Raw genomic sequence first — 25,573 nt, 5'->3', positions numbered from 1 at the left:
TTACAGCACCGCGAACAAGGACATGGTGCCGATTTTTGCGTACGCCTTGTAGGTCGCCTGCAAGGCATTCGAATAGCCATTGAGCTCGGTGGCGGCGAAGCCATAGTCGAGCTGTCCGATGTCGGTCAGCGCCATCTGGTTCGACAGGCTGACGTTGCTGTGGTTGATGTCGAGGGTGTCGAGGATGTTGTGCGAGCCGCCCAGTACCGCGATCTTGCCGGCGACCAGGTTGAGCGCGGTATCGAAACCGTCGAGGTTGGCCGCGAGCAGGGCGCGCAGCGCCGGGTCGCTCGGGTCCATGGTTGGCTGCTTGAGCGCGTCGATGACCGCGTCGAGCTGGTTCAGCAGCACTTCCATGCCCTGCACGTTGCCATTGGCGACCTGGGTGATGCCGTTGCCGACCACCACGGTCTGGTCGTTGGTGTTGCCTTCGAAGGTGTAGCGCGCACCGGCCGCGGCCAGCGGATCGTAGGCGATCGGCGCGATGTCGGTCTGGGTGCCGGAGAACACGTAGCGGCCTTCCTGGTCGACCGAATTACCCGAATACATCAGGCTTTCGCGCAGCGCGGTCAGCGGCGTGATCATCGCGCGCAGGTCGTCCGGCGTGTTGCTGCCGTCGGATGACCAGACCAGCAGGTCACGGCCCTGGATGATGTCGTTGACCATGCTGGTCAGGAAGTCTTCGTTCTTGCTCAGGCGGATCTTGATGGCGGCGATGTTTTCGCGGTACTGGTTCAGGGTCGACTCTTCGCGGCGCAGGCGCGACAGGCGCACGTTATCGACCGGATCGTCCGACGGCAGCAGGATGCGCTTGCCGGACGCCATCTGCTGGGTCAGCTCGCCGAGGCGCTCCTGGTTGATCTGGAGCGACTGGTTCATCGTCGACTGATACTGGCTGGTGGCGATTCGCATGCGTTTTCCCCTTAATTCATCATCGCGAGGGTAGCATCGAACAGCGCGTTGGCCACCGACATCACCTTCATGTTTGCCTGGTACATATTCTGGAACTCGACCAGGTTGATCGCTTCTTCGTCCTGGTTGACGCCGCTGGTCGATTTCCAGTCGTCCACGGCCTGGTCGCGGATGGTCTGGCTGGTCTTCAGGGCCGAGCGGTTCTGCTGGCTGTCGACGGCCAGCTTGCCGGTCAGCTGGGTGTCGGCGTCGCCGATCAGGACCATGCCCAGCGAGGTGACGTTGATCGGCTGGTTCTTGATGTCGATCAGCGCTTGCAGGTTCTTGCTGTCGCCTGGCGTGCCGTCGCTGGAGAAGGCCAGGTCGGCGGTCTGGTAGCCGGCCACGATGGTCAGCATGCTGGCGCTGCCGCCGGGGGTGAATACGAACATCGGGCCGCCAGCGGTGCCGTCCATCTTGAAGCCGGCCGCCAGGGTCGTGTTGACCTTGTCGGCGATCTGCTCGGCCATGTCGGAGACGCCTTGCTGCAGCGGCTGGATGATGTCGCGCTCGTACGCGCCGAGGCCGCCGAGCTGGCCGCCCATGGCGACCGGATCGAGGTCGAAGGTGGAGCCGGCAAACGCCAGCGAGAACGTCTGCACGCTGCCGCCGCTGATTTTCAGCTGGCCCGGCACGCCGCCGATGACCAGCGCCTGGCCGGTTTTCAGCGATACGCTGCGGCTGCCGTCCGGCTGGTCCGAAACTTCGAGGTCGAGCTGTGCCGCCAGCGCATCGATGGCCTGGTCGCGCGCGTCGGTCAGCGACGAGTGGTTGGTGCCGGTGGCGGCGGCGATGACGATCTGGCGGTTCAGCGCGGCGATGTTGTCGATCGTGACGTTGGCGGTCGAGACGATGGCGTTGCGCTGCCCGCGCAGCGACTGCATCTGGGCATTGAACACGTTGTTGAGGTTGTTGAAGCGCTGGGCCATGGTGCCGGCCGCGGTCAGCACCTGCTGGCGCAGCGGGGTCGAGGTCGGGTCGACGCCGGCCACCGCGTTCATCGCTTCGAAGAATTTGTCGACACCGGCCGACAGGCTGGCGGCGTCGTCGCCCATCACGCGCTCGAGCTGGGTCAGGTAAGGCTGGGTCTGGGTGTGGCGGCCGACGCCGGAATTGGCGCGCCACATTTGCTGGTTCTTGTAGTCGTCGCTGATGCGCAACAGGTCATTGACTGCCACGCCATTGCCGGCCGAGCGGTTGTTGCCGGTCTGCGGACCCACCGCCGTCAGCAGCGCCATCTGGCGGGTATAGCCCTTGGTCTGCAGGTTGGCCAGGTTCTGGCTGGTGGCAGCCAGCGCCATCTGGGAAGCGAGGGCGCCGGACAGCGCATTGTTCATGATGCTCATTTTGCAATTTCTTTCGCGTGGGTGCAGTCAATGGAACAAGGCGACCAGGGACCTGGAAATATTAAGCTTTTGGCGGCAAAAGTTGCCGCAGGATAGCGTCGGCAATGCCGAAGGCGCGCTGGCCGGCCATTTGTTTCGCCATCATGCCATCGGCCATGTCCTGCATGTCGCGATTGACCGGGTCCTTGAACACGCTGTCCTCGGCCGCCATTTCGCGGGTGCCGGCGCGCATTTGCTTGAGCATGTTGGCGATGAAGAAGCTCTCGAACTCGACAGCGGCCTGGGTGGCCTTGGCGGCGTACACCGGGTCGTCGCCAGGACGGCTGGTATCGGCGCCCGGGCGCGGCAGGGATGGGTCGAAGGTGTTCATGGATAGTCCTTAAATGACGACGAGTTCGCCTTCGATCGCGCCGGCCTGGTCGAGCGCCTGCAGGATCGCCATGATGTCGTCGGGCGTGGCGCCCAGGCTGTTGACGACGTCGATGATGGTTTGCAGCTTGGCGCCCGGCGGCCATTTGAACATCTGGCCCGAGCCCTGGTCAACCGACAGTTTCGATTGCGGCGTCACGGCGGTACGGCCGTTCGACAGCGGGCCCGGCTGGCTGACGTTGCTGCTCTCGGCGATCACCACCTTGAGCGCGCCGTGGGTCACGGCCGCGGCCTTGACGCGCACGCCGTCGGCGATCACCACGGTGCCGGTACGCGAGTTGAACACCACTTTCGGCACGTCGGCGCCGACTTCCACCGGCATCGCTTCAAGCTTGGCCATGAAGGCCACGCGCGCCGTCGGGTTGGTCGGCGCGATCACCGCGATGGTGGCGCCGTCGCTGGTGGTGGCGACCGGGCCGAAGCGGCGGTTGATCGCCTCGACGACATTGGTGGCCGACTGGAAGTTGGCGTTCTTCAAGCGCAGCATCACTTCGGCGCGGGTCGAGAAGTCGGTGGCGATTTCGCGCTCGATGTTGGCGCCGTTCGGAATCCGGCCGCCGGTCGGGGTATTCACGGTCACGCTCGAGCCGCTGTTGCCGGTGGCGTTCAGGCCGCCGACCACCAGGTTGCCCTGGGCCAGCGCGTAAATTTCATTGTCGGCCGCGCGCAACTGCGTCAGCAGCAAGACGCCGCCGCGCAGGCTCTTGGCGTCGCCCAGCGACGAGACGGTGACGTCGATCTGCTGGCCGCGGCGGTAGCCGGGCGGGAACACCGCGCTGACCATGACGGCGGCGACGTTCTTGTTCTTGGCATCGGTGCCTTCCGGCAGCTTGACGCCGAATTGCTTGAGCATGTTGACGACCGACTGGCTGGAGTACTTGACCTGGGTGCTGTCGCCGCTGCCGTTGAGGCCGACCACCAGGCCGTAGCCGACCAGCGGGTTGTCGCGCACGCCTTCGACGCTGACCATGGTACGCAGCGCCTGGGCGGCAAAGACCGGCAGCGTGAGGCAGGAAGCCAATACCAGCGTGGCAAGGCGGAGGAAGCGTGATGGCATGATGTTATGCACCTTAGAAAGGCATCCATGGGCTGACGAAGAAGCGCGTCAGCCAGCCGGGTTGGTTGGCATCGGACAGGGCGCCCTTGCCGGAATACGAAATGCGCGCATTGGCCACGCGCAGCGACGACACCTGGTTGTCGTTGTCGATATCGGCGGCGCGCAGGAAGCCCGACAGGCGCACGAATTCTTCGCCCTGGTTCAGGGTCAGGCTCTTTTCGCCGGCCACGCGCAGCAAGCCGTTCGGCAGCACTTCCTGCACGATCACGGTCAGCGCGCCGGACAGCGCGTTCTGCTGGGTGCTGGTGGCGTCGCCGCTGAAGCTGCGTTCGGCCGAGATGTCGACCGCGGTTTTCGGGAAGGTCTTGCCGAGCAGGCCGGCCGGGGTGACGCCGACGCTGGAATCCTTGCTGATGCTGGTGCCGGCGCGCTTGCTGGCCTGGGTGGTTTCTTCAAGGAACACGGTGACCACGTCGCCGGTGCGGAAGGCGCGCGCATCGGACGTCAGCGGCACCGCGTCGGCATTGAACACGCCGCCCGACAGCCCGCCGCGCACCGCGGCGCGCGGCAGCGGCGCGGTCTGTTCGGCCATGCTTGGCGCGGCCGGCGGCAAGCCCACGCTGGCGCAACCGGCCAGCAGGGCGCCAGCTGCCAGCATCAGTACGGCTTTCATCAGCGCGCCGCCTGTGCCAGGTATTGCAGCATGTTGTCGGCCGCCGACAAGACCTTGGTGTTCATCTCGTAGGTGCGCTGGGCCGCGATCATGTCGACCATTTCTTCGACCACCTGGACGTTCGAGCCTTCCAGCGCGCCTTGCTTGAGCTTGCCGAACGCGCCTTCGCCCGGCGTGCCTTCGTTGGCCTGGCCGCTGGCGGCGGTTTCCTGGAACAGGTTTTCGCCGAGGGCCAGCAGGCCGGTCGGGTTGACGAACGCGGTCAGGGTCAGCTGGCCCAGTTCGGACGGCTGGGTGCTGCCCGGGATGGTCGCCGAGACCATGCCGTTTTCGCCGATGGTGATCGCGGTGGCGTTGGCCGGGACCGTGATCTGCGGCACCAGCGGCAGGCCGGAAGCGTTGACCAGGGTGCCATTGGCGTCGACGCCGAGCTGGCCGGCGCGGGTGTAGGCCGGCTCGCCATCGGGACGGCGCACCTGCAGGAAGCCGTTGCCGGAAATGGCCACGTCGAGCGGCTGGCTGGTGGTCTGGATCGAGCCGTTGGTGAAGACCTTCTGGGTGCCGACCAGGTGGGTGCCGTTACCGAGCTGGACGCCGGACGGCGACAAGGTGTTGTCGGCGCGCTGGGCGCCCGGCTGCTGCTCGACCTGGTAAAACAGGTCTTCGAACACGGCGCGGTCGCGCTTGAAGCCGACGGTGTTGACGTTGGCCAGGTTGTTGGCGATGGTCTGCAGCTTGGCATCCTGGGCTTGTACGCCGGTCTTGCTGATCCACATTGCTGGATTCATGGTTTGCTCCTGATTGGTTGGGGTGCGGCCGCGTTACGCGCCGAGCAGGCGGTTGCCCGCTTCATTCATGGTGTCGCTGGCCTTGAACAGCTTCATCTGCATCTCGAAGCTGCGGTTCAGGCTCATGGTGGCGATCATTTCTTCGACGGCCGAAACGTTGCTGCCTTCCAGGTGGCGGCTCTGCACCTTGACGGCAGGGTCGGCCGCCAGCTGGTCGCCGTTGCGCGCCACGATCAGGCCCGCCTCGTTCTTGGTCAGCTCGCCCGCTTCGCCGTTGACCAGCTTGAGCTTGTCGACCACCTGCATGTCGATGGCGCCGCCCTGCGGCAGGATCGAGATGGTGCCGTCGGCGCCGATCGAGACCGCGTTAAACGGCGGCAGCACGATCGGGCCGCCGTCGCCCAGCAGCGCGTGGCCGCCGACCGACAGCGCGCCGTCGGCGTCGATCTCGATATTGCCGGCGCGGGTGTAGGCTTCGCTGGGGCCGAACTGCACCGCGAGGTAGCCGTTGCCGGCCACCGCCACGTCGAGGTCGCGGCCGGTTTCCTTGACCGTGCCCTGGCGCGTCGACAGCGCGTCGGACTTCATGTTCGCCATGTGGCGGTCGTCGTAGCCGAAGCCGGTTTCGAGCGACTGCGCCGCCGTCACTTCCATGTTGGCGCGAAAGCCCGTGGTGTCCATGTTGGCCAGGTTGTTGGCGTGGACCTGCTGGGAGCGCAGCGCGCGCTCCGCGCCCGACAGTGCGGTGAAGATCAGCTTATCCATGTTACAGCGCCTGCATCAAGGCTTGCATCATGGTGTTCTGGGTCGAGATCACCTTCGAGTTGGCCTGGTAGTTGCGCTGCGAGGTCATCAGGCCCACCAGTTCGGAGGTGATGTCGACGTTGGAACGCTCCAGCGCGCCGGTGTTGAGCTTGCCCGACAGGCCGGTGCCTGGCGAACCGTACAGCGCAACGCCGGAGGCCGAGCTTTCGCGCCAGCTGGTGTCGCTGGTGGCGGTCAGCGAGCCTTCGTCGGCGAAGGTCGCCAGCGCCAGGGTGCCGACCACTTGCTGCTCGTCGTTGCTGTACTTGGCGATGACGGAACCGTCCTGGCCCAGCTCGACGCCAACGAAGGTGCCCGACGCATAGCCGTCGGTGCTGTTGGTGGTGGTGATCGCTTCGCCGGCGAACTGGGTGGTGCCGGTGTAGCCGACGTTGACCGCCAGCGCGGCGGCGCCGTTGCCCGGGGCAGCCACGTTGAGCGTGACCGGCGCCAGCGGCGCGGTCAGCTGGCCGACCGAGTTGAAGCTCAGCGTGGCGCTTGGCGCGGCGGCCGGCGCGGCGCCGTCGAAGCTGTAGTACACCTCGATCTGGCCCGGGGTGGCGGTCTTGACGAAGTACTGCGACAGCGTGTGCTGGGTGCCGAGCGAATCGTAGACGATCGACTGCTTCGACATGTTGTACGAATCCTTGTTCGACACGTTCAGCGGGGTCACCGTCGGTGGCGCCCAGTCGGCCGACAGGTTGCCGACATAGTCGACCTTGGTGCTGGCGGCGGCAGGGATCTGGCCGGTCGGTACCTTGATGTCGCCCATCGCGCCTTGCGCGGCGGAGCCGACCACGGCGGCGTAGCCTTGCGCGCGGCGCTGGTTGCTGTCGACCAGGTAGCCCTGCTTGTCGGCCGAGAAGATGCCGACGCGGCTGTAGGCCATCAGGCCCTGCCCGTCGCGGCTGACGAAGAAGCCGCGGCCGTCGATCGAGGCGTCCATGCCGCGCCCGGTGGTCATCACGCCGCCGTTCTGGCCGATGCTCTGGGTCATCGAGCCGACTTCGACGCCGGTCGCTTGCGCGCCTGCGTACATCGACGAGAAGTTCACGCGCGAGCTCTTGAAGCCGTAGGTGCCGGCGTTGGCGATGTTGTTGGAAGTGGTTTCCAGCTGCTGGTTGATGGCCTGGATACCCGACAGTGCGATTTCGAAACTCATGATGTATTCCTTTAGATAGCGTAGGTAGGGGTAGCAGCAGCCGCAGTGGACTTGCCGTTAAAACCGGTGACGGAGGACGGAGCGACTTCGCCCACGCCAGCCACCTTCAGGATGATGCCGCCGGCGGCGGACATGCGCACCGCTTCCAGGCGGCCGGCGATTTCCACTTCCGGGAACTGGCCATTGCTGGCCGACACTTGCATGCTGTAGCGTCCCGGCGCCAGGCCGAGCTGCTGCGGGTCGATCGTGAACGCCAGCGGGCCGGAACGGTGCGAGCCGAGCGCGATGGTGTGCTTGACGCCGTCGGCGCCGGTCAGCACCAGGTCGGTGGCGGCGCTGGCGGCGGTCAGTTCGATGCTGCCCGAGACTTTTGCGCCGTCGAGCTGGACGCTGCCGGCCGCCACCATGACATCGGAACCCACTTGCGCGCCGAGCGCCAGTACCTGCAGGCTTTGCAGGATGCTGGCCTGCGAGCTGCTGACCTTGGACATGCTCTGCATCGCCTCGGTCTGGCTCAGCTGCGACAGCTGGTTGACGAACTGCGCCGGGTCGCTCGGGGCGAGCGGGTCCTGGTTGCGGATCTGCGCCACCAGCAGCTTGGTGAACATGTCGGAGGTTTCGCTGCCGGGCGCTTGCGCCGAGACCTGGTCGGCGCCGTTCGGGCCCTTGGCGCCGCTATTGTTGACGTTATTGAAGAACATGATCAGCCTTCGCCAAGACGCAGCAGCGATGCCTGCATGGACTTGATCCGTCCCAGCACCTCTACATTGGTTTCAAAAGCGCGCGAGGCCGCCATCATGTCGGTCATCTCGGCCACCTGGTTGACGTTCGGGTAGAACACCATGCCGTCGGCATCGGCCACCGGATTGTCCGGCTCGTAGGCCTTGCGCAGCGGTTCGGCGCTCTCGACGACGTCGAGCACCTGCACCTGGCTGCCCGGGGTCAGGCGGCCGCTGCCGTTGTCGATAATGGCCGCGAACACCGGCTTGCGCGCGCGGTAGGTTTCGCCTTCCGAACCGCCGACCGAGTCGGCGTTGGCGAGGTTGGAGGCCACGGTATTGAGGCGCACCGACTGCGCCGCCATGGCCGAGCCTGCAATTTGGGAAATGTCCTTGAAGCTCATGGTTATTGTCCTGCGATGACTTTGGCCAGGCCGCGCAACTTCATGTTGATGAAGGTGAGGCTGGTGTTGAAATCGGAAGCGTTCTGCGAAAACGCCGCTTGTTCGACGCCGATTTCGACGGTGTTGCCGTCGGCGCTAGGGTGGAACGGCACGCGGTACTGCGCGCTGCCATCGCCGAAACTGGGCAGGGCGCCGGCGTCGCCGTCGACCCGCTCCTGCAGCACGCTGGCGAAGTCGATGTCGCGCGCGGTGAAGCCTGGCGTACTTTCGTTGGCAATGTTGGACGCCAGCACGCGGGTGCGTTCGGCGCGCAACTCCAGGGCATCCGCATGGACTCCCAGTGCCTTTTGGAAATTAATCGTCATTGAACGCTCCTCCGTTGAGTGAACTGCAGTGTGAACTTGTTAGAATGAATGGCCAGCGCAGGGCGGCTTGCCCCGCGCGCAACATTGTCAAAGGTGTTTTCCATGTCCGACATCCGCTGCGCTACCTTGTTGATGCTGTTGCTTGCAGGCGCAGTGCAGGCCGCCGCGCCGACCCTGGCCGCCACGCTGGAAGCGGCGGCGCGGGCCCAGCTGGAGCGGCAGGCCGAGGCGTCCGGGCTGGACCAGCCGGAATTCGCCATCAGCGTGGTCACGCCGCGCGCCGCGCCTGCCTGCGCGCAGCCGTTGACGGTCGATCCGGTCGACACCCGCAACGCCGCGCGCATGCGCTTTGCCGTGAGCTGTAAAAACACACCGGGCGGGCGCAGTGGCGACTGGCGATACGAGTACATTGTGCGCGCCAGGATCAGCGCCAACGTGGCGGTGACGGCCGGGCCGGTCGCGGCCGGGCAGCTGCTGAGCGACGCCGACATCGTGTTCGAGCGCCGCGACATCAGTTCGCTGTCCGACACCATCGGCGCGCAAGCGGCGCTAGGGCAGGCCAGCAAGCGCTCGCTGCGGGCCGGCGAAGTGCTGCGCCAGAGCCAGCTGACCGCGCCGATCCTGGTCAAGCGCGGCGATCCGGTGGTGATGCTGGCGCGGATCGAGGCGATCGAGGTCAGCACGGCCGGCGAAGCGCTCGACAGCGGCGCGCTCGGCGCGGTGGTGCGGGTGCGCAACGTCGCCAACGGGCGCGTGGTGCGCATGCGCGTCACCGCGACCGGCATGGTCGCACCGGCGGCCGAGGCGCCGGTCATTCGCTGACTCCCTGCAGGCGCGTCGCCAGGCGCGCCAGTTTGGCCGCGTACTGCGGGTCGGTGGCGTAACCGCCGCGCGCCAGGCCTTCGGCGAAGGCGCGCGCATCGCTGCCGGCGCCGATCGCGCCCTTGTAGCGTGGATTTTCCAACAGCATCTGGGTGTAATCGCGGAACGCGCTGGCCTGGTCCGGATAGGCGCGGAAGCGCTCGGTTTTCTTGACGGCCGCGCCGTGCTCGAATTCCGTGGTCAGCGATTCAGACACATCGCCCTGCCACTTGCCGCTCGCTTTCAGGCCGAACAGGTTGTGGGTGCTGTCGCCGGCGGCATTGGTCAGCGGACGCTGGCCCCAGCCCGATTCGAGCGCGGCGTGGGCCTGCACCAGTTCCGGCGCGACGCCAAGGCGCTCGCCCGCTTCACGCGCCCACGGAGCGATGTTGTCGAGGAACTCTTCCTGCGATGGCGCCGGATTGAACCCATCCATGGCGGCCGTCGTCGCCGTGCCCTGGCTGCGCGCCTGCCACATGCGGCCTTCGACGCTCAAGCTGGTGGCCCCAGACGCGCCGCCGCCTTCGCTGATGAAGTCGGCGATCTCGCCCTGCATCTCGCTGAACACGCGGCCGAAGCCGCTGCCGCCGCCTACCGCGCTGGCAGGGCGGGCCGACTGGGTCGGCGCCAGCGGCGCGACCGGCGCGGTGTGGAACTCAGCGTGGCGCATAGGTCTGTTCCTCTCCGTGCAGCACGCGCTGCATGATCGAATACTGTTCGGTTACCAGCGCGCTGTTGCGCGCGTTCAGGCGCTTGCATTCCAGGACCATCTGTTCCAGCGCGTGCCAGTCTGCCGCGACCGCCGCGCGCGTCGGCGCGGCCAGGCTGGCGATCAGCTGGGCCATGTCGGCGTCCGGGCCGAGCAGGGCGCGCACCAGCGCCACGCGCTGCACGCGGCGCTGTTCCATCGCCTCCAGCGCCGGCATCAGCAGGTCGGCCAGTTCGGCCAGCTGCGCACTGCGGTGGCGCAGCGCGGCGTCGAACTGGCGTTCGAGCAGCTCGAGCAGGGTCGACGACGCCGCCAGGTCGGCCTGGATGCCGGCCGCCAGCTTGGCCACTGCCTGGTCGCGTGTCATCTTGCTCATCTTATTTGCCGCCGTGGAAACGCTGGATCAAGCCAGCCAGGCGGCCTGCGTCGAACGGCAATTCGCCCTTGGCCAGCAGGTCGCGCAGCTCGGCCACGCGTTGGCTGTCGATTTCCGGCATCTCGCGCAGCGCCGCCATGGCCGGCTGCAGCACTTCCGACTGCAGCGCGGCCTTCGGTCCGGCGCCGCCGGCGCCTGGCGCGACGGTGGACGCCGCTTCGGCGCCGCCTGATGCGCCGGTGCGGTTCAGCGCGAACGAGTCCGATGGGGTGGTGCCGCTGTTGATCTTCATGCGTTGACCTCGGGTCCTGGATTGAATCGTCATAGTTATTGCGCCTTGGCGCCCGTCAGATTGCCGCGCAGCTGGTCGAGCTCGGCCGGTTCGGCCAGGCCGACGTCGGCGCCCGGCACCAGGGCCTGGCCCTTGGTGCGCGGACCGAACATCGCAGCGACGCTGTCGGCCTGCTTGCGCGTCAAGATCAGCAATTCGATGCGGCGGTTGGTCGACGCCGCCGGATTGGCCGGATCGAGCGGCGAGCGGTCGGCCATGCCGACCACCTGCAGCACGCTTTCGGTGTGCATGCCGCCGCGCATCAGGACGGCGCGGGCCGCCATCGCGCGTGCCGACGACAGGGTCCAGTTGGAACGGCCGTCCGGGTCGTCGGCGTACTTCAGCGAATCGGTGTGGCCAACCATCAGCATCTGGTTTTCCATCTTGGCAAACAGCGGGCCCATCTTGTCCAGCAGCGCCACGAAACGCTCGGTCGGCTTGGCGCTGCCGAGCATGAACATGCCTTGCTTCTCGGTGTCATGCAGCATCACGCGCAGGCCGTACGGCATCACCACCGCTTCCAGGTTCGACGCCAGGCCGGCGTCGGCGCTCATCGCCGCCAGCACCTTCGACAGTTCGGCCAGGTCGGACGGGCTGTCGTACATGCGGCGCTGCTGGCCGCTGTCCGGGCTGTTCGAATCGCCGTGGTGGGGCAGGGCGAAGCGCTCGATCAGGCTGCCGCGCGGGCCGCCGCCGATGCTCGGCTTGTGGCCGGCGGCGTCGGTATAGCTGCTGCTCATTTCCTGCACCACCGCCTTGAGGCTTTGCTGTTCGCGCGCGGCCATCAGCCACAGCACCAGGAACAGCGCCATCAGCGCCAGGCAGAAGTCGGCGAACGCCACTTTCCAGGCGCCGCCGTGGTCGTCTTCGGCATGCTTGCGGCCAGCGCGCTTGATGACCGCATGCTCGCCGTGCTTCTTGTCATGCGGCTTTTGCACGCGCATCTCCCCGGCCATCGCCCTGACGGCGGCGCGGCGGCGCCAGGTCGTCGTCACCGCCGCCCATCGCATTGATCCAGCTCTCGAGCTGGGCGAAGCTCGGCTTGATGTTGAGCTGCACCAGGCGGCGCCCGGCGTCGATCGCCAGCAGCGCCGGCTTGCCCGACACGTGGGTGACCAGCACCACCTTGACGGTTTCCATGTTGGCCGCTTCTTCGTTGACCAGCTGCTTCATCATGTTGCTGATCGGGTCGAGCACGCCGTAGCAGAAGAAGATGCCGAGGAAGGTGCCGACCATCGCCGCGCCCACCTTGGCCGAAATCTCGCCGGCGTCGGCGCCGCCGGCCACCGAGTTCATCGCCATCACGATGCCCAGCACCGCGGCCAGGATGCCGAAACCGGGCATCGCTTCGGCGATCTTGTGCAGCGACTTCGACGGCTGCACCAGCTCTTCGTGAATGGCTTCGAGTTCCTGCTCCAGCACGCCTTCGAGCTCGTGCGCGTTGATCTTGCCCATTGCCATCAGGCGGAAGTTGTCGACGATGAAGGCGATCAGCTTCGGCTCTTCCAGGATTAGCGGATAACGCTGGAATACCGGGCTGGCGGCCGGGTCTTCGACGTGGGCGTCGAGCGCCTTCAGGCCGCCGGCGGCGGTCTGCAGCAATTCATACATCAACAGCAGCAGCTGGCGCTGCGATTCCGAGCTCGGCTTCTTGCGCATGACGATCTTGCGCAATTGGTAAGCCATCTCGCTGAGCACGTGGGTCGGGTTGCCCAGCACCAGCGCGCCCAGGCCGGCGCCGCCGATGATCAACACCTCGACCGGGTGGAAGATCGCCTCGAAGGTGCCGCCCATCAGGGCGAAGCCGCCGAAGACGCAGCCCAGGACGATGAAAATGCCGACGACTTGTTGCATGATGTTTCCTTTTCTTTTACTTCGTGTTCGAGACGCCAGCCAGGGCGGCCTTCATTTTTCCCAGCGCCTGCTTGTTGAGCTGGCAGACGCGCGCGTCCGACAGGTCCAGCACGGCGGCGATTTCTTTGTAGCTCAGCTCGAATTCGTAAATCATCTGGATCACCCGCTGCTCGCGTTCGTCGAGCGCGCCGAGCGCCTGCTCGAGGCCGCGCCTGACCAGGTACGCCACTTCCGGGCCCGGGGTCGAATGGGCTTGCTCGGCCGCTTCCTGCAGCACTTCGTCAAAGCTCAGCAGTTCGCCGGCGTTGTCGTCCAGCTCGTGCTGGCGGTAGGCATCGAGCGTCATGCCCAGCGCGTCGGCCGCTTCCTGCGCGCTCGGCTCGCGGCCCAGCTTGCGGGTCAGCGCGCGCACCGCGTCGCGGGTCTTGTGGCTGTCCTGGCGCACGGTGCGCGGACGCCAGTCCATGCGCCGCAGTTCATCCAGGATGGCGCCGCGGATGCGCAGGCTGGCGAAGCTGCCGAAGCCGGTGTCCGGCATGCCATAGCGGCGCAGCGCTTCCAGCAGGCCCATCAGGCCGATCTGTTCCATGTCCTCGCGGCCCATCACGCCCGACACCTGCGCACCGAGCTGGCGCACGATGCGCTTGACCAGCGGCGCATACGCCACCAGCTGCTGCTGCTCTTCGCGCGCGCTCATGCCGGACGCGGCCGCCGCGCTGGCGTAATCGCCCGCGTGGTCGGCCGCGTAGTCGGCGGCATGGTCGGTGTAATCGGTGGAGTAGGCCAAGGTGGTCTTCTTATTCGATGATCAGTTTGCCAATCATGACTTCGGTGAAAGGCTTTGCAGTCTTTTCCGCGGCATAAGTGGCTTCGAACGCGGTGTTCAGGCGGTCGGCAAATTGCTCTACCGTCATCGCCGACGCTTCATTCATGGCATAGCTTGACAGGGCGCGCACCGCAACGGTCCGCAGCATAGGCAGGTGTTCCTTGGCCTTCTTCTCGTTTTCCTCTGTGGTCGACAACACCAGGTCGGTCGAAATGTAGTGCGCCTGGGTGTCGCCGGCGTTGCGCTTTAACATCACAATGACCTTGTCGAGCGTGACGTAGCGGGCTGGCGCCTTGTCTTCGTCGATCACCGGCTGGGCCGTTTCTGCGCTCGCCGCGCCAGCGACGGCGTCGTGCGGGCCGTACCACCACATCGCGCCGCCGGCAATGGCGGCGCTGAACAGGGCGACGCCGGCAAAGGCGAGCATGGAGCTAAGTTTCATTTTCATACGCTGGACTCACGGCTGTTCAGTGAAAAGGTGGATGACGGATTGCCGGCTTCAGCCAACGCCCGCCCTGGGTCGGTCTCATCAGGGGCGCCGTCCTGCTGGCGCTGGCGGCCCTGCTGGTCGAAGCCCTGCTGCGCGCCGCTTGGCGTGCGGGTGGCGCCGGTGACGTTGACCGCCACCTCGGTGAACTGGCGCGAGGCCAGGTCGCTGCGCATGGTCTCGCTGATGGTATTGAGCTGGCGCACCACTTCGCTGTGGGTTGCCGAAATATTCACTTCCAGGCTGCCGGCCATGTGGCGGATGGCGATCTCGATGCGGCCCAGGTTGGGCGGGTCGAGGCGGATCACGGCCTGGTCGATATTGCGCGACAGCTGCAGCTGGAGGCGCTCGCCGAGCGCTTCGCGCAGCGGCTGCTGCCAGGCGGCGGGCGCGGCCGCGGCCAGCTTCAGCTCGCTGGTGGCGGGCGCGGCTGGCTGGGATGGCGCGATGCCGTTGGCGGCCACCGGAGAAGGCGCGTCGGCGGCGGCCGGGGCATCGGCGGCGATGGCGGCCGTGGCCGGCGCCGCGGCTGCCGTTGCGGCCGGTTTGGCGGCGATCTGGAACGGCGTTGCCGGCATCGGCGCACCGGTGAGCGCTGCAGGCGCGGGCGCTGCCGGCCGCGGCGCCGCGGCGAACGCCGCCGTCAGGCTTGCGGCAGCGGCGCCGCCACCGGCAGGCGCTGGCGCGGCGTCGCTGCGCACAGGCGCCGGCGCGGCGGCGGCCAGCGTCGGCATCTGCAGCGGCACTGGCATTGGCATCGGCATGGCAGGCATCATCGCCGCCAGCGTCGGCAGTTCTTCGGCCAGCGGCCGGTCCTGTTGCTGTGCGGCGCTGCCGTCGGCGGCGGCACCGTCGCTGCCGGCCTCGGTATCGGCAGCGGCTCCATCGGCGCCGGCCTGCAGTTCGGCAGGCAGGGTGTCGGCCGGGGCGGCCGCTTCCTGCGGCGCGCCGGACAGGTCCAGGCCCATCCAGTCGGCGAACGCGGTGACTGGCGCGGCCGCGCCGGCGCCGGCCGGGGCGGCCGTTGCGGCAAGCGCGCCCTGCGCCAGCGGGGTGGCGGCGGGACCCGGCGTCGGCGTACTGATCATCATGTTCATGCCGGGTTCTCGCTCAGTTCGTGTTGGTGGTCAAGCGCGTAGGCGATCCAGCCAGCCTTGTTGTCCTGCAGTTCGGTCATCCGCGCCAGGACTTCCATGCGCTGCTCGTCGCAGACCTTGGCGGCCAGCGCATGCGAGGCGCGCAGGCGCGCGACGGCGCGCAGTTCGGCCGCGTCGAACGGGCCGTCGGCCAGCATGGTTTGCAGCTGCGGCGCCAGGTTGGCGACCGCGCCGCACAGGCGCTCCCAGTCGCGCGCGGCGGCCGAGGTGGCCAGCGCGTCGCGCAGCGCGTCGATGGCGGCGCGCCTATCCATTGCGCGCCTGCACGCCGAGCCAGCCCTGGCGGATGGTGGTGAGGATCTTGACCACTTCGTCGACCATCACCGGGTCGAGCGCGATGCCGGCGGTGTGCAGGCGGCCGGCGCAGAAATCGTACAGGCGGCCCAGGTTGGCCACGACTTCGCCGCCCTGTTCGTGGTCAAGCGAGCTCGACAGGCCGTTGATGATCTCGACGCACTTGTCGATGCTGGCGGCCTTCTGCTCGTAGCGGCGCGCCTCGATGTGGGCGCGCGCGCGGGCCAGCTCGTCGAGCAGGCCGTCGGTCAGCAGCAGCACCAGTTCGACCGGCGAGGCGCGCGAGGTCTGCGCATCGAGGTTGACCGCGTGGTAATCGCCGTAGGCTTCGGTATGGGACATGTGATTCTCTCTTAATCTTTCTTGTTGCCGAACAGCGCGTCGAGCATGCTGCTGCTGGAATTCATCTGGGCTTGCAGGCCCTGCAGCATGGTGAACTGCTTCAGGTAGCGCTGGTAGGCGCCGTTGTATTGCTGGTCGAGTTCTTCCTGGCGCTGCTCGAGGCGCACCAGCAGCTTGTCGTTGGATTCCAGGCGCTGCTTGATCTGGCCGTTCGACGCGCTGCTCCACTGTTTCAGGTAGCTGTCGAGGTTGCCGGCTATGCCGCTCGGCGCGGTGGCCGAGGCCTTGCCGATCAGCGTGTCGAGGCCGTTTGGATCCACTGCCAGCTGCTTGGTCAGGCGCGCCGCATCGAGCGACAGGGTGCCGTCGCGCGCGGCGGTGATGCCGTAGGCGGCCAGGCTGCCGGTGCCGGCCTGGCGCAGGATGCTGACCAGGCGGTTCTGCAGCACGCGCACCCCGCCATCGTCGGAGAACACGCCGGCGGCCTTCTTTTCGGCCGGGTTGCCGGCGCTGACCATGGCGTCGATGACCGATTTCAGGCGGTTGTATTCGTTGACGAATTTCTGCACATTGGCGGTGGTCGTGCTGTTGTCGGCGGCTACCGTGATGGTGACCGGGGCCGCACCCGCCGCATGCGCCTTGGTGAAGGTCATGCTGACGCCGTCGATATTGGTGAAGGTATTCGAGGCTTGCTGGATCGCGGTGCCGTTCTCGGCGCCCAGGCGGATCAGCGCGTCCTGGGCCGCGACCAGCGTGCGCGCGTTGGCCGGGTCGAGCGCCGCCTGCAGCGGCGCATCGGTGATGCCGCTGGCGTCGAGGGTGATGGTGCCGGCCGCGCCGGTCGACTGCGACGTCAGCACCAGCTCGGCGACGCCGTTGATGTTGACCACCGATGCCGAGACCTTGCCCTTGTTGTCCGGCGCGGCGTTGATCGCCATCGCCAGTTCGCGCGTGGTCATGCCGGCCAGGCCGTCGGTGTCGGCGCTGTTCAGGTCGACGCTGAACGACGGCGCGCCGTTCAGGCTGATGCCCAGGGTGCCGGAGCTGCTGGCGGCGTTCGGGATGGCGCTGAAGGCGACCTGGCTGGCTGTGGCGAGGCGCTCGACGAAGAACGAATAGCTGCCGGCGCTGGCGGCGGCGGTGGCGCTGGCGCTGCCAAAGGCCTCGTCGCCGAACTTGGCGGTGCGCGACAGGATCGAGGTGCTGGTGGCCATCGTGTACAGGCTGGCCTGGTAGCTGGAAATCGCGCCCTTGAGCTCGTTGAGCGCCTTGGCCGCGGCTTGCGCCTTCTTGGTTTGGGTGGCCTGGACTTCCTGGCGCTTGGCGACGTAGTTTTCCGCCAGCGCGGCAGCGGTGGTTGCCGGATCGTAGGTAGGTGAAGTGATTGCCATGATGATTCCCGTCCTGTTGTTATTTGGTGCGGCCGGCCATCCAGGCCTGGGTTGCCAGGTCGTCCTGGCGCTTGCGGTCGACGCGCTGCTGCGCGAGGTCGGCCGCGTCCTGTTTCTGTTCCAGCACCTGGCCGAGCAGCTCGCGCTTGCTCCAGGCCGAGGTCAGGGCGCGCTGCGACAGCGCCATGTTCGCCTCATGCAGGCTCAGGTCGGTGCGGTGGGTATCGGCCATCTGCATCACCGCCTGCTTGTAGTGGCCGCAGTTGAGCGCCAGCGCCAGCGGCAGCGCGCCGGACGGGCCGCTGCCTTGCGCCAGGCCGTCCAGGCGCGCCAGGTTGTCGCGGTAGCGCGCGCTGGTGGCGCGCTGCGCCGCCATCTCGGCCTGCAGGCGGTCGACTTCGATGCCGCGCAGGTGCACCAGGGTGCCCAGGCTGTCGATGGTGTGTTTCAGGCTCATGCCATCATCGCTTCAAGTTGTTCGATGCAGCCGCCCAGCGGCGCCGCTTCGCGCGTGCCCTGCGACAGAAAGGTGTCGATATGCGGCTGCAGGCGCACCGCCAGGTCGGTGACCGGGTCGGCGCCGGGCACATAGGCGCCCAGTGGAATCAGGTCGCGCACGCGGGCGTGGCGCGCCATCGAGGCTTTCAGCTTGCGCGCGGCCAGCGCGTGCGTCTGCGGCACCACCTGCGCCATGCAGCGGCTGATCGACTGGGCCACGTCGATGGCCGGATAGTGGCCGCGTTCGGCCAGTTCGCGGGTCAGCACGATGTGGCCGTCGAGGATCGCGCGGGCGGTGTCGACGACCGGGTCTTGCTGGTCGTCGCCTTCGGCCAGCACGGTATAGATGGCGCTCATCGAGCCGGCCGGGTTTTCGCCGTTGCCGGCGCTTTCGACCAGCTGCGGCAGGGCCGAGAACACCGACGGCGGATAGCCGCGGGTGGCCGGCGGTTCGCCCAGCGCCAGCGCCACTTCGCGCAGCGCCATCGCGTAGCGGGTCAGCGAGTCGACCAGCAGCAGCACGTTCTTGCCCTGGTCGCGGTAGTGCGCGGCCACCGCGTGGCACAGTTCGGTGGCGCGGATGCGCATCAACGGCGAATCGTCCGCCGGCGCCACCACCAGCACGGCTTTTTTGAGGCCGTCCTCGCCCAGCGACATCTCGACGAATTCGCGCACTTCGCGGTTGCGTTCGCCGATCAGGCCGACCACCACCACGTCGGCCACGGTCTGGCGCGTGATCAGGCCGAGCAGCACGCTCTTGCCGACGCCGCTGCCGGCCATCAGGCCGACGCGCTGGCCCTTGCCGATGGTCAGCATGGAATTGATCGCCCGCACGCCGACGTCGAGCGGCTCGGACACCGGCTGCTTGCGCAGCGGATTGACGCGCGGCGGCACCGGATCGAGGCGGTGCTCGCCGCCGAGGCGCCCGAGGCTGTCGATCGGCTCGCCCAGGCCATTGACCATGCGGCCCAGCCAGCTGTCGCCGATCTGCAGCGCGGTGGCGGTCGGCGCCGGCAACACCCGGGCGCCGGTCGACAGGCCGGCGGCCTGCTTGAACGGCATCAGGTACGACACCTTGTCGCGGAACCCGACCACCTGGGCGTCGAGCCACTCGCCCGAGACGGTCTCGATGCGGCAGCGCTGGCCGGTGTGCAGGCGGCAGCCGACGCTCTCGAGCAGCAGTCCCGAGGCGCCGACCAGGCGGCCGGTCGGGGTGGCCACCGGCACATCGCCGATTTCCAGTGCGCGCAGGGTGTCGGCCAGGGCCATCATGCCGCCAGTTCCTCGGCCGCGTGTTCGGCGGCCGCTTCCAGCTGGGTGGTCACTTGTTCCATGACGGCGATCAGGCGGCCGTGGCAGCCGGCGTCGACTTCGTGGTCGCCCGCGCGCACGCGGCATTCGCCCGGCTGCATCGCCGGGTCGGCCAGCAAATTCCATTTCTTGGCGCGCTTCGGATCGAGTTCGGTGATGCGCTTGAGTTCTTCCGGGTTCAGGTAGACCTCGACTTCTTCACGCGTGCCCGGCATCGACGCGAGGGTCTCTTCGACCAGCGCCAGCAGCTGGACCGGCTGCAGCGCCAGTTCGGCGCGGATCACCTGGCGCGCGACCTTGCCGACCAGCTCGACGACCTCGGTGCTCTGGGCGGCGCGGTAGTCGCTGCGCAGCTTCTTGAGCGCCTTGAGCATGCTGTCGACCGGCTTGGCGGCCTGTTCGTAGGCCAGCTGCGCCTGGCGGCGGCCTTCGGCCAGGCCCTGGGCCAGGCCTTCGGCGTGGGCCGCGGCCAGTCCCTGTTCGCGGCCGGCGTCGTAGCCGGCGTCGAAGCCTTCCTGCTGTCCCTGCTTGAAACCGTCGTTGACGGCGTCCTGCCATTGGCCGGCGGCGTCCAGCGAGGGCGCCAGCGCGCCCGGCTGCCGGTGTGCCAGCGGCGGGAAGTGGTAAGGACGGAAGTGCTTCATTCGACGACTGCCTCGGCGAACAGCTGGATCTCGATGTCGCCGGCGTCGGCCAGCGCCTTGACGGTGGCCATGATGTCCTTGCGGGTCTGCTCGATCCGGCTCATCGGCACCGGGCCGGAGCGGCGCATCAGGTCCTCGAAGCTCTGGGCCTGGCGGCGCGGCATCGAGGTCAGGATGGCGTCGCGCACGGCCGGCTCGGCGCCCTTGAGCGCGATCGCCCACTGGTCGAGCGGCACGTCGTCGAGGATGCGGGTGATGGTCTGCTCGCTCTGGCGCGACAGGATGAAGAAGTCGTACATGCTCATCTCGATTTCCGACACCATCTCCGGATCGTGGGCGCGCAGCAGCTCGACCATGCCGGCGCGGTTGCCCGGCAGGCGGTTGAGGATTTCGGCGACCTGGCGCACCCCTTCGACGCTGGCGCTCTGGGTGTCGAGCGCCGACAGGCAGCGCGCCACCAGCTCTTCCAGCTCGGACAAGAGGTCGCGGTCGATCTCGTCGAGGCGGGCCAGGTTCAGCAGCACCAGCTCGCGGCCTTCGAGCGGCAGCGCTTCGAGGATCTGGGACGCCAGCGCCGGCGGCAGGAAGGCCAGGAACACCGCCTGCATCTGCACGTGTTCGTTGGCGACGTAGTCGGCCAGCCATTTCGGCGAGGCCCACTGCAGGCGCGCCATCATCGGCCGGATCGCGTCGCCGTAGATGTTGTTCAATACGCTGTTGGCGATGTCGCTGCCGAGCGCCAGGTCGAGCGAGCGCTTGAGGTAGCTGCGCGAGGCGCCGTGCACGCCGGACTGCTGGCGGTAGTCGTCGAAGAAATTCTGCATCGCTTCGCGCACCGAGTCGACCTTGATGCCGCTCATGCGCGACATCACCTGGGTCACTTCGATCAGCTCGTCGCGGTCGAGGCAGCGCAGCACGGCGGCGGCCGGCTCTTCGCCGATGCTCAGCAACACGATCGCAGCCTGTTCGACCGGCGACAGCGTCGCTTGCGCGCTGTCGTCCTCGTCGTAGTTAGTGTTCAGTTCGGCCATTTTTCTGCATCCATTGTTTGACGACTTCCGCAACCCGTTCCGGCTCTTTGCCGGCCAGGACCTTCAAGTGGTCGACCATCACATCGACTGCCGAACCGGACGGTGGCAGGTCGTAATTTTCCAGCAGCGGCACTACCGTCATCGGGGTCGGCAGCGCCGGCACCGCGCCGGCGGCGGCCACGCCGCCGTCAGCCAGCGCAGGCGCGCCGAGCGCGGCGGCAGCGCCGCCAGGGGCGGCCAGCGCGGCAGCGGCGCCGGCCGGGGCCGGCTGGGCGGTGAAGCGTGAACCGAGCATGCGCAGCAGCGGGCGGGCCAGCAGGAAGTAGGCCAGGATCGCGCCGACCAGCCAGAGTACCCAGCTGCTGATGTCGACGATGGTGTCGCGCTCTTCCCACCACTGGACCGGGGCGCTTGGCTTCGGGAAGGCCAGGGCGGACACCGCCAGCACGTCGCCGCGCGCGGCGTCGATGCCCAGGCCGCTGCGCAGGATGTTGTCGAACGACGCCAGTTCGGCGGCGGTCCAGCCAGCCTTGCCCGGCGCCGAGCTGTTGTTGAGCACGACGGCGACGCTGAGCTTCTTGAGGCGGCCGCGGCTGCGCTTGATCTGGGTGATGTTGCGGTCGTAGGCGTATTGACGGGTGGTGGCGTTCTTGCGCGCGCTGCCATCGTCGGCCGGCTTGCCATCGTCGCCGGCGGCCGCCTCGGCCTGCGGCGGGCGGTTCGACAGGGTGCCCGGGACGCCCAGCGCCATGCGGTTCTTTTCCAGCTCTTCGCGCATCGCTTCGCTGGTCACTTTCGGGGCTTCGCCGTACTTTTCCGAAGTTTCCTCGACCTTGTCGTTGTCGATGTCGGCGGTGACGCTGAGCTTGAAGTTGGCCGAGCCCAGTACCGGACCGAGCAGTTCATTGACGTTGGCGCGCACGCCGTCGGTGATGCGCTTGGCGTTGGCGTCGCCCTGGTTGGCGCCGTCGAAGCCTTCGGACAGGTCGATGCGCGAGGACAGGTAGTTGCCGCCCTGGTCGACCAGGCTGACGCGCTCGGGCGCCAGGGTCGAGACGCTGCCGGCGACCATGTTGATGATCGCGGCGATCTGCTCGTTCGACAGGGCGCGGCCCGGCTTGACCGCCACCACCACCGAGGCCGACGACTTCTCGCCGTCGGAGGCGATGAACGAGGTCGAGCGGGCGATCGACAGGTGCACCCGGGCCGAGGCGATCGCGTCGAGCGACAGGATGCTTTGCGCCAGTTCGCCTTCAAGGCCGCGGCGGAAGCGCACGTCCTGCACAAACTGCGACACGCCCAGCGGGTCGTTCTTGTCCATCAGTTCGAGGCCGGCCGGCAGCTGGGCGGTGACGCCTTTCGAGGCCAGCAGCATGCGGACCTTGCCCAGCATCGCGTCCGGCACCAGCAGCTGGCCGCTTTCCGGGTGCAGGCGGTATGGAATCTGTTCGGCGTCGAGCACCGTCATCATGTCGCTGGCGGCGACTTTCTCGCGCGCGCCGAACACCGGCTTGTAGCTGCTCTGGTCGCTCCAGATATACATCATGACGGCGGCGGTGATGCCGATCGCCAGCACCAGCATCGGCGCCAGGTTGTTGCGCAGCGCCTCCGGCATGGCCGGCATCTTGCCGAAGCCCTTGCCGGCGAACGTGGATTTGAGGGTGTTGATCACGGTGTCTTCCTGGTCAGACCGGCAACTTGATCAGCTCGTCGACCGCGCCCATGACCTTGTTACGCACCTGCATCAGCATCGAGAACGAAAGGTTGGCCTGTTGGCTGGCAAGCATCGCGCCGACCAGGTCGTCGCTCTTGCCGCTGTCGACATCGGCCATGCGGATGCCGGCGGCGCTGTCTTCGGCATTCACGCTGCCCAGCGCATCTTTCATACTCTGCGTAAACGAGAAACCAGCCGGAAGGACCTGGTTAGATACCGGCGCGGCCGGCATGACCGCGCTGTTGGCAAGGTTGCCAGCGTCGTTGGCAAGCGCTGCCAGGTCCGCCTTGATCAGGCTCGCAAAGTCATTCGCTGTCGTTTTTCCAACTTCCATGGTATGTTTCCCTGCAGTGGTAATTATGTTAATAATCAATTGGTTATCGCTAGTTTATCTTCCCGGAAACAAACTCGACGGGGAAACCGCAAGTGTGAGGCCTGGGCAATGCGACGCACATCAAAAAATGTTTTTATACGGAAAATAATTGCCGCTGAGTAGGTAAAATCCAACACGTTTCTACATAGTCTATTGATTACTGCATCGGACTTTGCCCAGTGGCCATCGTTCATAGCAAAATGTTACTTCTGGAAGTTTCTGTCCGTCACTTTATCGCGTTTGATATTACCCTACGGAAAATGTAGTGCCAAGTGGAAATTTTGTTCACTGCGCGAAAATGCCTCTGCTATACTGTTTTCTCCAATAAAACAAAGAGTTGCCCACTTTGCCACGTTCGGAAAGCAATCACCGATGCCCACAGTAAACTCTACAACTGCCGCACAGCAACATCAGGTGCTTGACCCCTGCCTGCTCGGGCGGCCGGTCCACTTGCTGCCGCAGTTTGCCGCCCAGCTCGCCGACGACCTGGCCGCGGCCATGCGCGTGGCGGGCGCGCGCCGCTATTGGGAAGCGTTCCAGCTGCTGACCGTCGCCTTCGTGCGCACCCCGGAACCTGGCCTGGCTGGCCGTTGGCTCGGCTATGCGAGCGGCGCCGGCGGCCTGGCCTTTTCGATCGGCCGTCCCGGTTTGCTGTCGATCCTGAATTACCGTTACGGCCGCCGCGGCCAGGCGCCGACGCCGGCGCCGGACCCGGCGACCGTCAAAATAACCGCGACAGAGGAGCGGCTCGCTGTTGTTTTGGGACAACAGACTTGCGCCGCGCTGGCCCAGCGGGTGGCCGCCAACCTGCAGCGCGCAGGCCAGGGGGAAGCCGCGGCGGCCGCAGCCGTGCCTGTGCAGGCGCGCCCGACGCTGGCGCCGGCTGCCGGCAGCTGGACCGTGGCGGTGACCTTGCGCGACATTCACAGCGGTGACCCGCTTATTTACTGGATCAGCCTGGATCAGACGATGATGGCAGCCGTGCTGCAGGGCCTGGCGCCGGAACGGCTGCGCGAGCGCACCGAGCGCGCCGCCGTGGCGCTCGGGTCGACGTTGCAGGTGCGCCTCGATGGCCGCCTGGTCAGCAAGGAAATCACCCTGGAAACGCTGTTTGCGCTGAAACTAGGGGATATCATCCCGGTCAGCCTCGGCCGTGCCCAGGTTCTGCTCGACGAATCGCCGCTGTTTACCGCGGCCGTATCGGAAAGCAAGGGCACGCTCTGTTTAACCTCTTTTGAAGACAGCGAATAATGAACATCAACCAGAACGCACTGCCGGGCCAGGAACTGGACGACGCCATCGACGACGACATGATCATCGACGAGCCGGCCGCGGTGCCCGGCGACACCCGTTCCGGCAACGCGCGCCGCGCGCGCGACCTGCCGCAGATGATGCGCAAGATTCCGGTCACCCTGACCCTCGAGGTGGGCTCGGCGCGCATTTCGCTGCATGAACTGATGTCGATCGGCCCGGCCTCGGTGATCGCGCTCGACGCGCTCGCCGGCGAGCCGCTGGTGATCAAGGTCAATGGCACCCCGATCGGCCGCGCCGAAGTCGTGGTCGCCGGCGAACAGTACGGCCTGAAGGTGATCGATCTCGACGGACTCAACCTGGACCTGCTCTCGTCATGACCAACCGTTTCGGCGGCCGGCCGGCGCTGGCGCTGGGCGCCGCGCTGGCAGCCGTGCTGGCGCTCGCCTGCGCCCCGGCCTCGGCCCAGGACTTGCTGGCCGGCGTGATCCCCGGCGCCAAGACCGACCTGACCGTCAAGTCGCAGATCCTGGTCCTGATGACCCTGCTGGGCTTGCTGCCCATCATGGTCATGATGATGACCAGCTTCACCCGCTTCGTGATCGTGCTGTCCTTGCTGCGCCAGGCCCTCGGCCTGCAGCAGGGCTTGCCGAACCGGGTGATTACCGGGGTCGCGCTGATCCTGACCCTGCTGGTCATGCGCCCGGTCGGCGACGCCGTCTGGCGCGACGCCTTCCTGCCCTACGACAAGGACCAGATCGGCATGGTCGATGCGCTGAAGATCGCCGAAGTGCCGGTTTCGAACTTCATGCTGGCGCAAACGTCCAAGGCCGCGCTGGCCCAGGTCGCGCAGCTGGCCGGCGAGCCGGCTGCGCTGGCGCCGCAGCAGCGCGCGTTCACCGTCAAGCTGGCCGCGTTCGTGCTGTCGGAACTGAAGACCGCGTTCCAGATCGGCGCCATGCTGTTCATTCCGTTTTTGATCATCGACCTGGTGGTATCGTCGGTGCTGATGGCGATGGGCATGATGATGCTGTCGCCGCTGGTGATCTCGCTGCCGTTCAAGCTGCTGCTGTTCGTGCTGGTGGACGGCTGGACGCTGACCGTCAGCACGCTGGTCGGCTCGATCCGCGCTTATTGACGGGGGACTTCGCATGACACCCGAAATCGCAGTCGAACTGGTCACCGGCGCCCTGCAGGTGGTGATGCTGCTGGTGCTGGTGCTGGTGGTGCCGGGCCTGATCACCGGCCTGATCGTGGCGCTGTTCCAGGCCGCCACCCAGATCAACGAACAGACGCTGAGCTTCCTGCCGCGTCTGCTGGTGACGCTGATGGCGGTGATCCTGGCCGGCCACTGGATGACCGGCTACCTGATGGACTATTGCGTGTCGGTGTTCCGGCGCGCCGCCGTGCTGGTCGGCTAGCGGC

General features: G+C 66.9%; 33 protein-coding genes. 5 read left to right on the top strand and 28 right to left on the bottom strand.

Features of this window, described 5'->3' with window-relative positions; genetic code table 11:
• From flgL to flgB, 11 genes are all read right to left on the bottom strand, one after another.
• Positions 1-912 (bottom strand): flagellar hook-associated protein FlgL, encoded by a 912-nt coding sequence (gene flgL, locus I4X03_RS15450; RefSeq protein WP_223469134.1) that lies wholly within the window; start codon positions 910-912, stop codon positions 1-3.
• Positions 913-923: 11 nt separating this feature from the next.
• On the bottom strand, positions 924-2,297 hold the full coding sequence (gene flgK / locus I4X03_RS15445) for a flagellar hook-associated protein FlgK (protein WP_223469133.1): 1,374 nt from the start codon (positions 2,295-2,297) through the stop codon (positions 924-926).
• Positions 2,298-2,358: 61 nt separating this feature from the next.
• Positions 2,359-2,667, bottom strand: a complete 309-nt coding sequence (locus tag I4X03_RS15440; protein ID WP_223469132.1) for a rod-binding protein — start codon at positions 2,665-2,667, stop codon at positions 2,359-2,361.
• A 9-nt stretch (positions 2,668-2,676) separates the two neighbouring features.
• Positions 2,677-3,783 carry a flagellar basal body P-ring protein FlgI gene (locus I4X03_RS15435; RefSeq protein ID WP_223469131.1) on the bottom strand — a complete coding sequence of 369 codons (1,107 nt, stop codon included), beginning with the start codon at positions 3,781-3,783 and terminating at the stop codon, positions 2,677-2,679.
• A gap of 13 nt (positions 3,784-3,796) precedes the next feature.
• Positions 3,797-4,456 (bottom strand): flagellar basal body L-ring protein FlgH, encoded by a 660-nt coding sequence (gene flgH, locus I4X03_RS15430; RefSeq protein ID WP_223469130.1) that lies wholly within the window; start codon positions 4,454-4,456, stop codon positions 3,797-3,799.
• The gene (flgG, locus tag I4X03_RS15425; RefSeq protein ID WP_223469129.1) at positions 4,456-5,244 is read right to left on the bottom strand and encodes a flagellar basal-body rod protein FlgG; all 789 of its coding nucleotides are present in this window, start codon (positions 5,242-5,244) and stop codon (positions 4,456-4,458) included. The genes flgH and flgG overlap by 1 nt, the downstream gene beginning before the upstream one ends.
• Before the next feature lie 33 nt (positions 5,245-5,277).
• A complete protein-coding gene (locus tag I4X03_RS15420) occupies positions 5,278-6,009 on the bottom strand; it encodes a flagellar basal body rod protein FlgF (protein WP_223469128.1) in 732 nt (243 codons plus the stop codon).
• A 1-nt stretch (position 6,010) separates the two neighbouring features.
• Positions 6,011-7,210, bottom strand: coding sequence for a flagellar hook protein FlgE (locus I4X03_RS15415; protein ID WP_223469127.1), 1,200 nt, complete (start codon positions 7,208-7,210; stop codon positions 6,011-6,013).
• A gap of 11 nt (positions 7,211-7,221) precedes the next feature.
• On the bottom strand, positions 7,222-7,911 hold the full coding sequence (locus I4X03_RS15410; protein WP_223469126.1) for a flagellar hook capping FlgD N-terminal domain-containing protein: 690 nt from the start codon (positions 7,909-7,911) through the stop codon (positions 7,222-7,224).
• A 2-nt stretch (positions 7,912-7,913) separates the two neighbouring features.
• On the bottom strand, positions 7,914-8,333 hold the full coding sequence (flgC, locus tag I4X03_RS15405; protein ID WP_223469125.1) for a flagellar basal body rod protein FlgC: 420 nt from the start codon (positions 8,331-8,333) through the stop codon (positions 7,914-7,916).
• 2 nt (positions 8,334-8,335) lie between these two features.
• Complete coding sequence (gene flgB / locus I4X03_RS15400; RefSeq protein WP_223469124.1) at positions 8,336-8,698, bottom strand: flagellar basal body rod protein FlgB; 363 nt, start codon at positions 8,696-8,698, stop codon at positions 8,336-8,338.
• A gap of 102 nt (positions 8,699-8,800) precedes the next feature.
• Between flgB and flgA the strand changes: the two genes are divergently transcribed.
• On the top strand, positions 8,801-9,520 hold the full coding sequence (flgA, locus tag I4X03_RS15395; protein WP_223469123.1) for a flagellar basal body P-ring formation chaperone FlgA: 720 nt from the start codon (positions 8,801-8,803) through the stop codon (positions 9,518-9,520).
• Here the strand turns inward: flgA and I4X03_RS15390 are convergent.
• Genes I4X03_RS15390 through fliE form a run of 17 tightly spaced genes read right to left on the bottom strand, consistent with a single transcriptional unit; the run spans position 9,510 to position 22,858 of the window.
• Positions 9,510-10,229 (bottom strand): glycoside hydrolase family 73 protein, encoded by a 720-nt coding sequence (locus I4X03_RS15390; protein WP_223469122.1) that lies wholly within the window; start codon positions 10,227-10,229, stop codon positions 9,510-9,512. The genes flgA and I4X03_RS15390 overlap by 11 nt on opposite strands.
• Positions 10,216-10,644, bottom strand: coding sequence for a flagellar export chaperone FlgN (flgN, locus tag I4X03_RS15385; protein WP_223469121.1), 429 nt, complete (start codon positions 10,642-10,644; stop codon positions 10,216-10,218). Before flgN ends, I4X03_RS15390 begins: the two co-directional genes overlap by 14 nt.
• 1 nt (position 10,645) lies before the next feature.
• Positions 10,646-10,936, bottom strand: a complete 291-nt coding sequence (flgM, locus tag I4X03_RS15380; RefSeq protein ID WP_223469120.1) for a flagellar biosynthesis anti-sigma factor FlgM — start codon at positions 10,934-10,936, stop codon at positions 10,646-10,648.
• Between the two features lie 35 nt (positions 10,937-10,971).
• Positions 10,972-11,919, bottom strand: coding sequence for a flagellar motor protein MotB (locus I4X03_RS15375; RefSeq protein WP_223469471.1), 948 nt, complete (start codon positions 11,917-11,919; stop codon positions 10,972-10,974).
• Positions 11,897-12,829, bottom strand: a complete 933-nt coding sequence (motA, locus tag I4X03_RS15370) for a flagellar motor stator protein MotA (RefSeq protein WP_223469119.1) — start codon at positions 12,827-12,829, stop codon at positions 11,897-11,899. The genes I4X03_RS15375 and motA overlap by 23 nt, the downstream gene beginning before the upstream one ends.
• Before the next feature lie 16 nt (positions 12,830-12,845).
• Positions 12,846-13,616, bottom strand: coding sequence for a FliA/WhiG family RNA polymerase sigma factor (locus I4X03_RS15365; RefSeq protein WP_370660524.1), 771 nt, complete (start codon positions 13,614-13,616; stop codon positions 12,846-12,848).
• 10 nt (positions 13,617-13,626) lie between these two features.
• On the bottom strand, positions 13,627-14,097 hold the full coding sequence (locus tag I4X03_RS15360) for a flagellar basal body-associated FliL family protein (RefSeq protein WP_223469118.1): 471 nt from the start codon (positions 14,095-14,097) through the stop codon (positions 13,627-13,629).
• Between the two features lie 2 nt (positions 14,098-14,099).
• Complete coding sequence (locus I4X03_RS15355) at positions 14,100-15,239, bottom strand: flagellar hook-length control protein FliK (protein WP_223469117.1); 1,140 nt, start codon at positions 15,237-15,239, stop codon at positions 14,100-14,102.
• Complete coding sequence (locus I4X03_RS15350; RefSeq protein ID WP_223469116.1) at positions 15,236-15,553, bottom strand: hypothetical protein; 318 nt, start codon at positions 15,551-15,553, stop codon at positions 15,236-15,238. Before I4X03_RS15350 ends, I4X03_RS15355 begins: the two co-directional genes overlap by 4 nt.
• The gene (gene fliS / locus I4X03_RS15345; RefSeq protein WP_223469115.1) at positions 15,546-15,935 is read right to left on the bottom strand and encodes a flagellar export chaperone FliS; all 390 of its coding nucleotides are present in this window, start codon (positions 15,933-15,935) and stop codon (positions 15,546-15,548) included. Before fliS ends, I4X03_RS15350 begins: the two co-directional genes overlap by 8 nt.
• Before the next feature lie 11 nt (positions 15,936-15,946).
• Positions 15,947-17,326, bottom strand: coding sequence for a flagellar filament capping protein FliD (fliD, locus tag I4X03_RS15340; protein WP_223469114.1), 1,380 nt, complete (start codon positions 17,324-17,326; stop codon positions 15,947-15,949).
• Positions 17,327-17,345: 19 nt separating this feature from the next.
• Entirely contained in the window at positions 17,346-17,783 is a 438-nt protein-coding gene (locus I4X03_RS15335; RefSeq protein ID WP_223469113.1) for a flagellar FliJ family protein, read from the bottom strand.
• Positions 17,780-19,096 (bottom strand): flagellar protein export ATPase FliI, encoded by a 1,317-nt coding sequence (fliI, locus tag I4X03_RS15330; protein WP_307735370.1) that lies wholly within the window; start codon positions 19,094-19,096, stop codon positions 17,780-17,782. Before fliI ends, I4X03_RS15335 begins: the two co-directional genes overlap by 4 nt.
• Entirely contained in the window at positions 19,093-19,779 is a 687-nt protein-coding gene (gene fliH / locus I4X03_RS15325) for a flagellar assembly protein FliH (RefSeq protein WP_223469112.1), read from the bottom strand. Before fliH ends, fliI begins: the two co-directional genes overlap by 4 nt.
• Positions 19,776-20,810 carry a flagellar motor switch protein FliG gene (locus I4X03_RS15320; RefSeq protein WP_223469111.1) on the bottom strand — a complete coding sequence of 345 codons (1,035 nt, stop codon included), beginning with the start codon at positions 20,808-20,810 and terminating at the stop codon, positions 19,776-19,778. Before I4X03_RS15320 ends, fliH begins: the two co-directional genes overlap by 4 nt.
• On the bottom strand, positions 20,791-22,482 hold the full coding sequence (fliF, locus tag I4X03_RS15315; RefSeq protein ID WP_370660523.1) for a flagellar basal-body MS-ring/collar protein FliF: 1,692 nt from the start codon (positions 22,480-22,482) through the stop codon (positions 20,791-20,793). The genes I4X03_RS15320 and fliF overlap by 20 nt, the downstream gene beginning before the upstream one ends.
• Positions 22,483-22,495: 13 nt before the next feature.
• The gene (gene fliE, locus I4X03_RS15310) at positions 22,496-22,858 is read right to left on the bottom strand and encodes a flagellar hook-basal body complex protein FliE (protein ID WP_223469110.1); all 363 of its coding nucleotides are present in this window, start codon (positions 22,856-22,858) and stop codon (positions 22,496-22,498) included.
• Positions 22,859-23,311: 453 nt separating this feature from the next.
• Between fliE and I4X03_RS15305 the strand changes: the two genes are divergently transcribed.
• From I4X03_RS15305 to fliQ, 4 genes are read left to right on the top strand one after another with little or no spacing between them, the layout of a single operon-like run.
• Positions 23,312-24,148: a hypothetical protein gene (locus I4X03_RS15305; RefSeq protein ID WP_223469109.1), complete on the top strand. Its 837-nt coding sequence runs from the start codon at positions 23,312-23,314 to the stop codon at positions 24,146-24,148.
• On the top strand, positions 24,148-24,528 hold the full coding sequence (locus I4X03_RS15300; protein ID WP_223469108.1) for a FliM/FliN family flagellar motor switch protein: 381 nt from the start codon (positions 24,148-24,150) through the stop codon (positions 24,526-24,528). The genes I4X03_RS15305 and I4X03_RS15300 overlap by 1 nt, the downstream gene beginning before the upstream one ends.
• Positions 24,525-25,286 carry a flagellar type III secretion system pore protein FliP gene (gene fliP / locus I4X03_RS15295; protein WP_223469107.1) on the top strand — a complete coding sequence of 254 codons (762 nt, stop codon included), beginning with the start codon at positions 24,525-24,527 and terminating at the stop codon, positions 25,284-25,286. Before I4X03_RS15300 ends, fliP begins: the two co-directional genes overlap by 4 nt.
• A 13-nt stretch (positions 25,287-25,299) precedes the next feature.
• On the top strand, positions 25,300-25,569 hold the full coding sequence (gene fliQ, locus I4X03_RS15290) for a flagellar biosynthesis protein FliQ (RefSeq protein WP_223469106.1): 270 nt from the start codon (positions 25,300-25,302) through the stop codon (positions 25,567-25,569).
• Positions 25,570-25,573: the final 4 nt, after the last annotated feature.

The sequence above is a fragment of the Massilia soli genome (assembly GCF_016809835.1).
GTDB lineage: Bacteria > Pseudomonadota > Gammaproteobacteria > Burkholderiales > Burkholderiaceae_D > Telluria_A > Telluria_A soli.
The sequence above is the reverse complement of the archived record's forward strand: the minus strand, read 5'-3'. Positions and strand labels throughout refer to the sequence as shown.

Coding starts and splice junctions, on each gene's coding strand:
- I4X03_RS15440 (WP_223469132.1), bottom strand. CDS start 2,667: ATGAACACCTTCGACCCATCCCTGCCGCGCCCGGGCGCCGATACCAGC.
- motA (WP_223469119.1), bottom strand. CDS start 12,829: ATGCAACAAGTCGTCGGCATTTTCATCGTCCTGGGCTGCGTCTTCGGC.
- flgA (WP_223469123.1), top strand. CDS start 8,801: ATGTCCGACATCCGCTGCGCTACCTTGTTGATGCTGTTGCTTGCAGGC.
- I4X03_RS15410 (WP_223469126.1), bottom strand. CDS start 7,911: ATGTTCTTCAATAACGTCAACAATAGCGGCGCCAAGGGCCCGAACGGC.
- I4X03_RS15350 (WP_223469116.1), bottom strand. CDS start 15,553: ATGGATAGGCGCGCCGCCATCGACGCGCTGCGCGACGCGCTGGCCACC.
- flgK (WP_223469133.1), bottom strand. CDS start 2,297: ATGAGCATCATGAACAATGCGCTGTCCGGCGCCCTCGCTTCCCAGATG.
- flgL (WP_223469134.1), bottom strand. CDS start 912: ATGCGAATCGCCACCAGCCAGTATCAGTCGACGATGAACCAGTCGCTC.
- I4X03_RS15300 (WP_223469108.1), top strand. CDS start 24,148: ATGAACATCAACCAGAACGCACTGCCGGGCCAGGAACTGGACGACGCC.
- flgM (WP_223469120.1), bottom strand. CDS start 10,936: ATGAAGATCAACAGCGGCACCACCCCATCGGACTCGTTCGCGCTGAAC.
- I4X03_RS15355 (WP_223469117.1), bottom strand. CDS start 15,239: ATGAACATGATGATCAGTACGCCGACGCCGGGTCCCGCCGCCACCCCG.
- fliH (WP_223469112.1), bottom strand. CDS start 19,779: ATGAAGCACTTCCGTCCTTACCACTTCCCGCCGCTGGCACACCGGCAG.
- flgC (WP_223469125.1), bottom strand. CDS start 8,333: ATGAGCTTCAAGGACATTTCCCAAATTGCAGGCTCGGCCATGGCGGCG.
- I4X03_RS15320 (WP_223469111.1), bottom strand. CDS start 20,810: ATGGCCGAACTGAACACTAACTACGACGAGGACGACAGCGCGCAAGCG.
- I4X03_RS15435 (WP_223469131.1), bottom strand. CDS start 3,783: ATGCCATCACGCTTCCTCCGCCTTGCCACGCTGGTATTGGCTTCCTGC.
- fliE (WP_223469110.1), bottom strand. CDS start 22,858: ATGGAAGTTGGAAAAACGACAGCGAATGACTTTGCGAGCCTGATCAAG.
- flgB (WP_223469124.1), bottom strand. CDS start 8,698: ATGACGATTAATTTCCAAAAGGCACTGGGAGTCCATGCGGATGCCCTG.
- I4X03_RS15420 (WP_223469128.1), bottom strand. CDS start 6,009: ATGGATAAGCTGATCTTCACCGCACTGTCGGGCGCGGAGCGCGCGCTG.
- I4X03_RS15335 (WP_223469113.1), bottom strand. CDS start 17,783: ATGAGCCTGAAACACACCATCGACAGCCTGGGCACCCTGGTGCACCTG.
- fliP (WP_223469107.1), top strand. CDS start 24,525: ATGACCAACCGTTTCGGCGGCCGGCCGGCGCTGGCGCTGGGCGCCGCG.
- fliQ (WP_223469106.1), top strand. CDS start 25,300: ATGACACCCGAAATCGCAGTCGAACTGGTCACCGGCGCCCTGCAGGTG.
- I4X03_RS15375 (WP_223469471.1), bottom strand. CDS start 11,919: ATGCGCGTGCAAAAGCCGCATGACAAGAAGCACGGCGAGCATGCGGTC.
- fliS (WP_223469115.1), bottom strand. CDS start 15,935: ATGTCCCATACCGAAGCCTACGGCGATTACCACGCGGTCAACCTCGAT.
- fliD (WP_223469114.1), bottom strand. CDS start 17,326: ATGGCAATCACTTCACCTACCTACGATCCGGCAACCACCGCTGCCGCG.
- I4X03_RS15415 (WP_223469127.1), bottom strand. CDS start 7,210: ATGAGTTTCGAAATCGCACTGTCGGGTATCCAGGCCATCAACCAGCAG.
- I4X03_RS15360 (WP_223469118.1), bottom strand. CDS start 14,097: ATGAAACTTAGCTCCATGCTCGCCTTTGCCGGCGTCGCCCTGTTCAGC.
- flgN (WP_223469121.1), bottom strand. CDS start 10,644: ATGAGCAAGATGACACGCGACCAGGCAGTGGCCAAGCTGGCGGCCGGC.
- fliI (WP_307735370.1), bottom strand. CDS start 19,096: ATGATGGCCCTGGCCGACACCCTGCGCGCACTGGAAATCGGCGATGTG.
- flgH (WP_223469130.1), bottom strand. CDS start 4,456: ATGAAAGCCGTACTGATGCTGGCAGCTGGCGCCCTGCTGGCCGGTTGC.
- I4X03_RS15390 (WP_223469122.1), bottom strand. CDS start 10,229: ATGCGCCACGCTGAGTTCCACACCGCGCCGGTCGCGCCGCTGGCGCCG.
- flgG (WP_223469129.1), bottom strand. CDS start 5,244: ATGAATCCAGCAATGTGGATCAGCAAGACCGGCGTACAAGCCCAGGAT.